This is a genomic window from Verrucomicrobiia bacterium (assembly GCA_035765895.1).
Lineage (GTDB): Bacteria > Verrucomicrobiota > Verrucomicrobiia > Limisphaerales > DSYF01 > DSYF01.
In genome coordinates, this window is record DASTWL010000060.1 from 1 (window position 1) to 10,576 (window position 10,576).

Annotated in this window: 11 protein-coding genes; all 11 read right to left on the bottom strand. The window is 59.9% G+C overall.

Annotated elements, in window-relative coordinates; all coding sequences use genetic code 11:
• Positions 1-114 precede the first annotated feature (114 nt).
• Positions 115-582: a hypothetical protein gene (locus tag VFV96_12140; protein HEU5071146.1), complete on the bottom strand. Its 468-nt coding sequence runs from the start codon at positions 580-582 to the stop codon at positions 115-117.
• Positions 579-734, bottom strand: coding sequence for a hypothetical protein (locus VFV96_12145; GenBank protein HEU5071147.1), 156 nt, complete (start codon positions 732-734; stop codon positions 579-581). Before VFV96_12145 ends, VFV96_12140 begins: the two co-directional genes overlap by 4 nt.
• Positions 735-768: 34 nt before the next feature.
• Positions 769-1,065, bottom strand: coding sequence for a helix-turn-helix domain-containing protein (locus VFV96_12150; GenBank protein HEU5071148.1), 297 nt, complete (start codon positions 1,063-1,065; stop codon positions 769-771).
• A 34-nt stretch (positions 1,066-1,099) separates the two neighbouring features.
• Positions 1,100-1,294: a helix-turn-helix transcriptional regulator gene (locus tag VFV96_12155; GenBank protein HEU5071149.1), complete on the bottom strand. Its 195-nt coding sequence runs from the start codon at positions 1,292-1,294 to the stop codon at positions 1,100-1,102.
• A gap of 158 nt (positions 1,295-1,452) precedes the next feature.
• Positions 1,453-3,585: a 7-cyano-7-deazaguanine synthase gene (locus VFV96_12160; GenBank protein ID HEU5071150.1), complete on the bottom strand. Its 2,133-nt coding sequence runs from the start codon at positions 3,583-3,585 to the stop codon at positions 1,453-1,455.
• A complete protein-coding gene (locus tag VFV96_12165) occupies positions 3,575-4,357 on the bottom strand; it encodes a hypothetical protein (protein ID HEU5071151.1) in 783 nt (260 codons plus the stop codon). The genes VFV96_12160 and VFV96_12165 overlap by 11 nt, the downstream gene beginning before the upstream one ends.
• Positions 4,358-4,382: 25 nt before the next feature.
• Positions 4,383-5,135 carry a SprT family zinc-dependent metalloprotease gene (locus tag VFV96_12170; GenBank protein ID HEU5071152.1) on the bottom strand — a complete coding sequence of 251 codons (753 nt, stop codon included), beginning with the start codon at positions 5,133-5,135 and terminating at the stop codon, positions 4,383-4,385.
• Complete coding sequence (locus VFV96_12175) at positions 5,132-8,347, bottom strand: HsdR family type I site-specific deoxyribonuclease (protein ID HEU5071153.1); 3,216 nt, start codon at positions 8,345-8,347, stop codon at positions 5,132-5,134. The genes VFV96_12170 and VFV96_12175 overlap by 4 nt, the downstream gene beginning before the upstream one ends.
• Positions 8,344-9,339, bottom strand: a complete 996-nt coding sequence (locus VFV96_12180) for a hypothetical protein (protein ID HEU5071154.1) — start codon at positions 9,337-9,339, stop codon at positions 8,344-8,346. The genes VFV96_12175 and VFV96_12180 overlap by 4 nt, the downstream gene beginning before the upstream one ends.
• Positions 9,340-9,352: 13 nt before the next feature.
• Positions 9,353-9,823: a hypothetical protein gene (locus VFV96_12185; protein ID HEU5071155.1), complete on the bottom strand. Its 471-nt coding sequence runs from the start codon at positions 9,821-9,823 to the stop codon at positions 9,353-9,355.
• Positions 9,801-10,508: a hypothetical protein gene (locus tag VFV96_12190; protein ID HEU5071156.1), complete on the bottom strand. Its 708-nt coding sequence runs from the start codon at positions 10,506-10,508 to the stop codon at positions 9,801-9,803. The genes VFV96_12185 and VFV96_12190 overlap by 23 nt, the downstream gene beginning before the upstream one ends.
• Between the last annotated feature and the right edge of the window lie 68 nt (positions 10,509-10,576).

A 10,576-nucleotide genomic window follows, 5' to 3' on the forward strand; every position in this document is an offset into this window, starting at 1 on the left:
CCTTGAAACTCCGTTTCAACGAGGCCCATATCCATCACATCCACGCAGCACGCAGGATGGATGCCTTCGGGATGCGGCTTGAAGTCGCCGCCGTCTTTGCTTGTCAGTGTGAGGTTACTCATACGTTTTGTTTTGTTGATGTTGTTGTTTCCCCTCCGGCGGCAACACGCCGCGGAGATTTGTGTCGCTTGGGAAGCGGCACAAAGAGTTCGCCGCAGGCGAAAGCCCGTTCAGGGCCGAGCTCGCGGGTGCGAGCGAGTCCAAATTGAAGAACTCGCCACGCAAAAGTTTGAAAAAAGTTTCGGCGCGCATCGTGATCAGCCAGGGGGCGTGATTGCGGCGGTGGGCCACGACCCACGGTTTGCCGCCGCAATCGCCCTCGGCCTGCACGCAGGCATCGGTGAGGTTCAGGTTTTGAACCCGCTTCACCTCGACGTGCAGCCACGCCAGCGCGTCGCTAACCACGTCGGGCGAATCGGGCGAGCCGCTGAACTGCTGCCCTCGCCGGGCATCGAATCCGTTTTCACGAAGCAGCGCCGCGAACTCGCGTTCACCGACTTTGCCTTTGCGCCGGGAGTTCACTTGCTCTGGTTCTCCTTGTTTTGGTTCTCGCGCTTGGCGGCTTTCTTCGCCTTGTCCTCGATGTATTCCTCCAGCGATTTGCCGAGGAAGTAGCCGAGGAACAGCAGCCAGCCGATGACCATCAGGTTCAGGAACGTTCCGATCAGTGTCATAGTTTTGCCTTTCGTGTTTGTTTGTTGTGGTTGCTCAAATCCCCGTGCGCTGACGCACCGCGCCAGACCGGCAGACTTGGAAATTCGTTTTCAGGTGGGCCAGCACGTCGGGCCAGTGGAACAGCACGACGCTGGAGATTTTGAGAAAGGGCAGGTGACCGGCGCGCTGCCAGTTCTCGATGCAACGCACCGTGACCTTGAGCTTCGCGGCCAGTTCCTCCTTCGTGAGCATTTCGTCGCTCGAATCGGCCGTCGACGGCGCGGCTGCTTCACTCCCTCTCCGCGCTGGGGAGAGGGACGGGGTGAGGTGGACTGATTTTTCTTCGCTCATGGTCGTTTCGTGTGTTGGCAGGTGCGGCTCGCCCTCAGCAGTCGAAGAGTTCAAACGTGGGTTTGCCTAACGCATCGGCGATGCGTTGCTTGAGGCTGGATTCCGGCACGGCCCGCCCGGTTTCGATTCGGGAAATCTCGATCTCCTTCGTGCCGACCTTGTCCGCGAGTTGCAGTTGGGTCATCCCTTTCAGCACTCGCGCCGCTTTCAGTCTGTTGTTTGCCGCCATGTCGTTTTGCTATGGTTTCGGTGGTGAACCACTCACCACTTCAACCCGTATGGCGTGACAAACCGTGTCACCTCAGTGACAAGTAGCGTCACCAGGCCCAAAAAATGAAAAACCCCGCGAGGAGATGCCTCGCGGGGTGAAGATGTTTTGAAATCCGCCTACTCCGTCCAAACAACGCCTTCGGGACGTTCGTAGGTAAACTGGCCGGCAACGCCGGCGCGGGCGCGTGACCGCCGGTTGCCCCCAAATCGGGAGGACGGCTTCCACAGGTGCATGTCCAAGTGTTCGCCGAACGCTCGCAGCGCCGGATGCGGGTCGTTCTTGCGGTCTTTCGCCTCGCGCAATTTGTCGATCAGCCGTTCAATTGCCCGCCGCACCGCCCGCACCTGCTTGTCCGCGCCCCCCTCGGAATCGGCGCGTGTCACGTTGAGCGTTTCGGCTAATTGCTCCAGATGTTCCATGGCCTCGGCCTTCTCAATATCCGAAGACCCCGGGTTCTTCATCACGGCCATCCATTCTTTGGCTTGCTTCTGGATCAATCGTCGCGTGGAATCGCCGTCCGCGCCGAGACTTGCTTCCTGCAAAATTTCCTGCCCAAACGCCAGTTTCGCCAGCTCCGTCCCGTGCAATCCCCCCACGGGTGGATTGAATAGCAGATAAGCCACCAGCGAAATGCCGCGCCCGTGATCAATCTCGCCCTCCTTCCCGTCAAACACCACCCGCCACACCCCAGCGCCCCGACGCAACAAATATCGCGGGCTTGGCAGCACCGCCGCGCCATTAACCGGGACGGCGGGGGCGGCCGGCACGACCGCCACTGCCGGCAGCACCTCCACGGACCGTGCATCCAGCATGATCCGCAACAGGCAATCCGCCGGAAGCTTGCGCTCCCGGATCGCCTTGGCGTGACGCACCGTCATCAAGTCCAGCGCCGTCGTGACCTCCGTCGCGTGACGTTGATACAATTTCAGAACCCGTCCGGCGACGCCTGTGGGTTCGCCATCCATGTGACGCAATGCCCGCAAAACTTCCGGAAATGCTCCAATGAATTGGCCCGTCGTCTTGAACTTGCCGACTTCGTTGGCGCGCTCGATGTAGGATGCGGCCATGATCTTGTCCGCGTCCTTCGGCAGCGACTCCTTGAATACGTCCACGGCGTATCCGGACAATGGGTCGAATCGCTCCGCGTCCGCCGCGATCACCGCCACCCGCCGGTCAATGCATTGCGAACACACCCCGCAGTGCGGTTGCTCATTGGAGCGGTGCATCGTCTCCGCGCAACTCCGCGACATCCCAATCAATTCCCCGCAGTTCCGTTCCTTGATTCGCTGGATGACATCCGCCTTGGTGTAGTCCAAAAACGGAGTTACCAGCCGGAAGCTTTCACGGTCTGCCACCAGCCTGATCAAACGCTCCACGCCCCGGATCACTCGCGGATGCGTTGTGCGCGTTGAGCGCCCGCCGACCACTTGGGCGCACACGGGCAGGTTGAGGCTTACGACTCCGTTCTCGAAGAACGTCATCTCGTCCAGTTCCATCATCCTCGCGACAGCCGCCCCCATCGAAGCATACAGGAACGATCGCGCCCGTTGCGTGTATTCCGCGCCCAAATGCTTCGCCTTGTTGATCAAGACGCGCACTTGGGACATCGGCACGGGCTTCGCCTTTTCAATCAGCGCCCTGGTGAGCGCCTCATGCCGGCGGCAAAACTTGTCCGTCGAACGATGGTTCACCAGCAACACTTTGCGCTGCTCGTGACACCCATACTCCACCGCGCCCGCCAGTGAATCCAATCCGCCTGAAAACAACACCACCCGTTCGGGGCGGCTCGACGGGCCGCTTCCGGTTTCCAGTTTGAAAAATCGTTGCACCGCCGGTGCGCCCGTTGCCCCGTAGAACTTGAAGTCGTAGTAATCATCCGAGAGAAAGTCCAGCGTCTCGCGCAGCGCCGCCTGGGCCTCTTTCCCGTTCCAGAAATGCGGCTCGCGCACGGGAATGTGAAAATTCAGCCGCCTCCGCCAGTGCGACCCGAACGTATCCACGTCGTTCGTCACCGCCCGCTCGCCGCGTGGGGTCGCCGCATCGGCGCTGTAAACGTAGGCGGCAATTTCCAGCAGATCCTCAAACTTGGGCGGCATGTCGCGCCACAACTTTTGGTGCAGGTCTTCGATTTCCAGCCACACGTTGGTTGGCCCGACATTTTCCCACGAGTTCAGCGCCAGCGTGGAGCTGTCGTCCGTCTTGCCGGGCGGCTTCACGCCCCCGCAGATAATGGTTCGTTCAGTTTGCATCGTCTTTTGCTCTGGCCTTCAGTTCCGCCCGCATCTTTTGCATCCCATACCACCCAAACCCTTCGGCGGACTTCGCGGAGATTTCGCCACCCTCCTCATACAGATGTTTGGAAAACCACTCCTCCGCATACTTCTCCACGATGGACGACGACTCCTGGCAATGAGTTCGCAACGCCTGCTCAAACTGCGCCTTTTGGTTGGCGGTTTGATACTCGTGCCCCAGATGCGTCGGTAGTTCGCGGCTCAAAAAATAGTCCAGCGTTTCGTAGGTCATGTTCGCCGCGAAGGACCGGAACACCGACGCGAACACGCCCGGTTTTCGCAAATCCTTCAACGCCGCCCCCATTTCCTCCCGCGCCGGCTCAAAGAGCCCGCCCATCCGTTCCTCCAGGTAGCCCGTCACCGCGCTGGCCAATGCCCGCTGCGCCACCTCTCCAAAATCCGACCGGTCACGCGCCTCATCCATGCGGACATCCAGCGCCTCGCTGACCCCGAGCGCCACATCCACCATCGAACCACCCTCGGGAATCGCCACGCCCGCCGCCGCGAGGTGCATCAGCGGGTCACGTTTGCCCGCCGCCACCGCCATCTGCGTCAGCAACCGAACCGCTTCCCGGAAGCCTGTGTTCTCCTGCACCCAGGCAAACGCCTTTTCCGCCGCTTTCAGTGTCTCGTTCGCGACCTTCGCCGCATCCGCTCCACCGGAAATGATTTCCCCGACGCGCCGCCACGAGCGCGTCCGTGCTGATGTTCCGATGTAGCTATGTCCCATGGATTATTTGCTCTTTCGGTTGGTTTTACATAACAGCGGCTTGGCCGCACACTTCCGCTCCCAGCCCGCTTTCCGCCGCCGCTTTCTCCAGCCGCGCCTTCCGCTCCTCCCAATCCGGCATCGCCTTTTGCAGCAGGGCAAAAAATGCCCGCCCGTGCGAAGCATGAACCAGATGGCAAAGCTCGTGCGTGACCACGTAATCAATGCACGACGGCGGAGCGAGAATCAGTTCCGGGTTCAGATACACCACGCCGCGCTTCGTCCAGCTTCCCCAGCGCTTTGGCATCCGCCGCAGCAACATGCGCGGCGCGCTCACGCGTCCGCCCAGCCGCTTCACCCCTTCGGCCAGACTCCGCGCAAACCGCTCTTCGGCATGGCGCAGATACCAGCCGCGCACCAGTGTCCGCACCCGCGCCGTGTCGCCCTTGCGGGGTGTCTGCACGTGGATGAACTTGCCCCGCAATTTCACATCCGGCGGCGTGGCTTCCACCACCTTGAGCCGGTATTGCCGGCCCAGATAACGGTGCGTCTCGCCGCTCACGAAACGCCGCGGCGGCAGTGTCGGCAGGTAGCCGGCAAAAAAGCGCTGCTGCCGCCTGATCCACCCGGCGCGTTTCCGCACCTTGCGTTTGACCGTGTCCAGCGCGGCCCGCAGCGGGGCGGTCACCATCACGGTGGCATCCGGTCGCACCGTGATGCCCAGCGTCTTGCGCGTCGAGTGCCGCAGCCGAAACTCAATCCGCCTGCCACCGAAGATGATGTGATGCGTTTCACTCATCGTGCATAGCGAACCTTGGCGATTTCCAGCGCCCGCTCGATGATCGCATCCATGTCCGCAGTGGTCAGCGGCACACCCTTGGCCTGACGCGCTTCGTAAAGCAAATCCTCGATCGCGTTGCGCATGGCGTTTTGCACGTCGGGATTCGTGCGCCAGTCCACCACCAGCCGCCTCTGGATCTCATTGTCAATCTGCACCGCCATGTCCGCCGCCGCGTTGGCCGTCCCATAGGGCACGGCGTCCTCCTTCAGCGCCAGCCCTTCGTAAACCTCGTTCACCACGCCGTAAAACGCCTTTGCCTCATCCCGGCCTTGCAAGCCGGCGGGCAGATCGTCGCCCGTGCGGTCCAGCACCGCCTCTTTGGCCTCCGTGGCGCGCTTCAGGTATTCCACTTCATCAATGCGCCCTTGCCGATACGCTTCAATCGCCTCTTGCAGCACCTTGGAAAACTTCCGGTAAAACACCGGGTCTTCGTCCATCTTTTCCGTGATCGTGCGTTGCGTCCGGTGCGCGATCGTGTCGGCCTTCGATGCGGTCGTGGTCAGCTTGTCAATCTCCGCCTGGAATTGCTCCCGCTCGAAGATGTTCACCTGCGCCGTGATTTGCTGGACGCCTTCCGCCTTCACATGCGTGTCCACCAGCTTTTGCACCTTCTTTTCGTATTCCTTGAAATCAATCTCCTCGGCATAGCGCCGCTTCACCGAGGCGCGCAGTTTCAGGAAGAACGCCGCGTCCTTCTTGTAACGCTCCTGCTTCTTCTCCGGCGTGTCCCGCAGGAACTCCATCGTCGAGAGCGCGATGCTCAACGCCTTGTGATAGGCGCACAGCTTCTCGTAAAACCGCGCCCGGATTTCCTCATCCGCCAGCAGTTGCTCGTATTCCTCCTCGTCCAGCCGGTTCTTGACCGTCTTGAACACGTCCCACAACTCGGAATGTTTCTGCGGCAGGCTGGCGACTTCCGTCGCCACGTCCACCACCGTCCCGGCTAGTTCCGTTTCCTCGAAGCCGGGCAGATGCCCGTAAACGTCCATCGCCTCGCCCAGCTCTTGCAGCACGCCGAAGTAATCAATGATGTGCCCGAAATCCTTGCCCTCGTAGAGCCGGTTCACGCGCGCGATGGCCTGCAACAAATTGTGCTCCACCAGCGACCGGCAGACATACAGCACCGTGTTGCGCGGCGCGTCGAATCCCGTCAGCAGCTTGCTGACGACAATCAGGATTTCCGGCTCGGGCGCGTGCTTGAAGGCATTGATGATTTGCTTGTTGTATTCCTTCTCCCCGCCGTATTTCGCCATCATCTTCTTCCAGAACGCCCGCACTTCTTCCGTGTCCACCTCCTCCACGGTTTCCTGTTCCTCCCGCGTGTCCGGCGCGGAGATCACCACTTCGCTCGTCACCTTGCCGAACTCATCCAGAAACTTTTTGTATTTCAACGCCGCCAGCTTCGACGGTGCGGCCAGTTGCGCCTTGAACCCCGTGCCCTGCCAGTTCTGGCTGTAATGCTCGCTGATGTCGAACGCCGCCTCATAGATCTTCCGCTCCGCCTTGTTCAACTGGTCCGTCGTCGCGAACTTCTTCTTCAAGTCCGCCCGTTGCGCGGGACTCAGCGGCTTGGTCACCACTTCAAACCATTTATCAATCGCCTTTTGATCCACCTGCTGCAGCACCAGCCGCCCTTCGTAGAGCAGGGGCACGACCGCCTTGTCCTTCACCGCTTGGTCAATGGTGTAGCTCGGCTCGATCAATCCGCCGAACTCCACGGCGGTGATTTTCTCCCCCTTCATCAGCGGCGTTCCCGTGAACCCGATGAAACAGCCGTTCGGCAACGCCTGCTTCATCTTCGCGCCCTTGCCGCCATAAACGCTGCGGTGTCCTTCGTCCACCAGCACGAACACGTTTTCCGAATCACTCCATTTCTCGCCCGCCTTGATGGCCGATTCAAACTTGTCCAGCACCGTGGTGATGACGTTCTCATTGCCGCCCTTGATCAATTCCGCCAGGTGCTTGCCCGTCTGCGCCTGCACCGGCTCTTTGCCGCACTGATGGAACGTCTTCCAAATCTGCTCGTCCAAATCCACCCGGTCGGTCACCAGCACAATGATGGGATTCACAATCGCCGGCTCGAGCGCCAGCGACTTCGCCAGCATTACCATCGTCAGCGACTTGCCCGATCCCTGCGTGTGCCACACCACGCCGCCCCGCCGCCGGCCGTTCCGTCCGAGTTCGCGCACCCGCGCCACGATGTTCTTCACCGTGAAAAATTGCTGGTAGCGGGCGATCTTCTTTTCTCCGGCGTCGAACACGATGAACCGCCACGCCAGTTCCATCAGCCGCTCCGGGCGGCACAGGCTGTAAATCGCCTTGTCCTGCTCCGTTGCCTGCCGCGTCTCGCTCTCCAGTTCGTCAAAGTAGGCGCGCACGTAGGCGTAGCGTTCGGCAAACAGCCGGTCCTTTTGCCCCCGCGCCAATGGCCGGTTCACGAGCGTTTCGAGTTCGTTCTTTCCGCGCCCCCCTTGGTGGCCGTCCGCAAGGACCTCGCGCCAGCCGCTCCAGAATTTTGCCGCCGTGCCGGTCGTGCCGTAGGCCGCCTCGTTTTTGGTCACGCCCACCAGCAGTTGCGCGTAGGTGAACAGCTTCGGAATGTAATCATCCGCCTGGTTGCGGATGTTCTGCGAGACGGCCTGTTCCAGCGGCGCTTTGATGTCGGGCCGCTTGCACTCGATCACCGCAAACGGAATCCCGTTCACGAACAGCACGATGTCGGGCCGGCATTTCTCGTTGCTCCCCGTGCGCTCCACTTCAAATTCCTCGACGACGTGAAACACGTTGTTCGCCGGATTTTCCCAATCAATGAATTGCAGCGTGAAACTTTTCGTGTCGCCCTCAATCGTCTGTTCCAGCGCCTTGCCCAGCGAGAGCAGGTCATAAATCTTTTCGCTCGTCCGCACCAGCCCGTCGAACGGCACGTCCTTGAGCGCCAGGATCGCCGCTTGGATGTTCGCCTCCGTGAACGGGTGTTCCTGCCCGCGAAACTTAAACCGCCGCCGCCGCAGTTGCTCCGCCAGGATGCCCTCCAGCAGCACGTTCGCCAGCCGCCCCTTGCGCTCCAGGTGAACTTCTTGTGGCCGCAGATACACGTAGCCCAGGTTCTGCAACAGTTGCAGCGCCGGCACTTGCGAAATGTGATCTTCTTGAAACGATGGTGTGTTCATCTTGTGCTGCTATTGCTCCCCGTTTTGGCCATCTCTTTCCGGCGTTCAAAATCCTGAAAGAAGCCACCAGTTTGAAATACCCACTCCCATGCGGCTCGCGCTTGTGACCAGGAACATCTTTCGTCCCACAGGATCTCCAGTTGCTTCAGCGCCTCCCACACATGCTGATGCAGTTCGGCCACATTTTCATCCGCGTCAGATTTTGTTAATGGCACTTGCGCCGATGGGCGTTGCGCTCGGTTCAATATGACGCGTGACTTGTTCAGTCGTTCATGGATGTTCGACAACAGGAAATAGAAGGACTTGTCGTCCCGGCCGTATGACCGCTCAAAGCACTCGTCGGCGAGCATGGTCAATTTCAGCCCGTTGGGCATGTTCCACGTCTTGCCCCGGCTACGGGCGAAGCGCTTGAGCAGCCTGATCATGCGGCGAAACTGCGCACCGGCATCGTCTTGAATCCGATTCAGCTTTTGCACTCGCTCTTCGAACCACCGGTTGATCTCTGTCGGGTCTGAAGCCTTCCATCCATCCATTCCTGCCAGTTCCTGATGTTCCTCTTGCGTGCCCGCATCAACCACTCGAAACGAGGGAACATCAACGTGGTATCCCTCGGCGTAATAGACGCGAACACAATTTCCCAGGATCACCGGCTGCTTGTTGAACTTGTCATCCTTGAGCGCGTCACAAACCATCTCCCTCACCTCGCTGGCGGCCATGTCAAAGATTCCGAGAATCGGCCCTTTCAGACTGTCCGCGAAAAAACTAACCCCGTCGTCTATGTCATAGTCGCCCCCCTCTTCTTGGATGGTCGTCCGAATCGCCATCGAACCTTGGGCGATGAAATCCTTGATCTTGATTCGCTCGGGCAAATTCGCCCTCAGGCGATTCCGATTGGCCTCGCGCTTTTGATACAAATCGTCACGAACGGCGTCCGGCAAATTTACTTTTGCCGCTTCATACGCCTGGATGGCTTCGTGGTAATTGATGTTCATTGCCGTGCCGCCCTCATTCCGTTCGTTCTCCCGCCTCATCCGTGATTAGCTCCGGCTCGGATTCCTTGGGCGCGGCATGGACCGCCGACGTGCCCAGCCATTTCCCGGTCAGCAGGAAGATTTCGTAAAACAGCAGCCACTCCGCCGTCCAGGGAATGACCGTGTCCGCCAGACGCCACTTTTTTTGCCACGGCTGCTCCCGCCAGTCATACAGGCACAGCGTCCCATTCTTGTAGAAATGCAGCTTGTTCTCCGGCTTGATCTCCGGATCAAGAACCCTCACATCCGGCGCGCTCCACGGCCTGTAAACCAGTTCGATTCGGTAAGTGCCGCTGGTCTCGGTGGGCTGCACGCGCCCGCGGCAGACTAGTCGGTCGCCGACCATCCGGGTGTTCAGAAACGGAAAATGCCTCTGAATCAAAATGCTTTCCGTGATGAGCCTTCGGCTCTTCTCCGCATAGTCAGTTGGTATTTTCTTGCCCATAAAATTTGTGTGCTAGGTTTGCCACGCCAATCCCGCTTCCCATGGCCACGATCCGGCCACCCGCGTTCGTCTGCGCCACGCCCGCCTTGACCAGCGCCGCATTCGAGAACAACGCCATCGCCTGCTTTGCATTCTTGTCATAAGCCTCGAAAAACCCGTCGCTCTGGAACACCCAATCCCACGCTTCCCGCGCTTGCGGCCTTTTGCAGTCCGGGTGATGCAGCACGAGCAGTTTGTCGAGCGCCTCGCCGACACGGGTGCGCAGTTCCACTATGTTGTCGTCGTTCGCTGTCTTCGTCAGCTTGTCCTTCGGCCACTTGGTCTGCGCTCGGTTCTCCACTTCCAGACTCGCGGCGAGCCGCGTCTTGAGTTTCGCGAGCAGCCAATAAAACGCCTCGTCGTCGCGGACATAATTTGTGGGGAAGCACTCATCCACGAGCATGGTCAGCTTGATTCCGCTCGGCATGTCCCACTCTTCACCCCGACTGCGCGCAAACCGTTTCAGCAGCCGGATCAGCACCCGCATTTGTGAGCCCGCCCCGTCCCGCAGCTTGTTCAACGTCTCTACGCGGCCCTCAAACCACACGTTGATCTCCGTCGGATCGGAAGCAGCAAAACCATTCGCCCCGGCCAACTCCTGGCGCTCCTTGTCAGTTCCTGCGTCGAATTTGCGAAAGGCGGGCACATCCACATGATGCCCCTCCGCATAAAAGACCCGGACACAGTTGTTGTGAATCTCCGCCGGCTTGTTGA

Excerpts from the sequence above, each read along its gene's own strand:
- VFV96_12145 (HEU5071147.1), bottom strand. The coding sequence starts at position 734 with ATGACACTGATCGGAACGTTCCTGAACCTGATGGTCATCGGCTGGCTG.
- VFV96_12150 (HEU5071148.1), bottom strand. The coding sequence starts at position 1,065 with ATGAGCGAAGAAAAATCAGTCCACCTCACCCCGTCCCTCTCCCCAGCG.
- VFV96_12155 (HEU5071149.1), bottom strand. The coding sequence starts at position 1,294 with ATGGCGGCAAACAACAGACTGAAAGCGGCGCGAGTGCTGAAAGGGATG.
- VFV96_12160 (HEU5071150.1), bottom strand. The coding sequence starts at position 3,585 with ATGCAAACTGAACGAACCATTATCTGCGGGGGCGTGAAGCCGCCCGGC.
- VFV96_12165 (HEU5071151.1), bottom strand. The coding sequence starts at position 4,357 with ATGGGACATAGCTACATCGGAACATCAGCACGGACGCGCTCGTGGCGG.
- VFV96_12170 (HEU5071152.1), bottom strand. The coding sequence starts at position 5,135 with ATGAGTGAAACGCATCACATCATCTTCGGTGGCAGGCGGATTGAGTTT.
- VFV96_12175 (HEU5071153.1), bottom strand. The coding sequence starts at position 8,347 with ATGAACACACCATCGTTTCAAGAAGATCACATTTCGCAAGTGCCGGCG.
- VFV96_12180 (HEU5071154.1), bottom strand. The coding sequence starts at position 9,339 with ATGAACATCAATTACCACGAAGCCATCCAGGCGTATGAAGCGGCAAAA.
- VFV96_12185 (HEU5071155.1), bottom strand. The coding sequence starts at position 9,823 with ATGGGCAAGAAAATACCAACTGACTATGCGGAGAAGAGCCGAAGGCTC.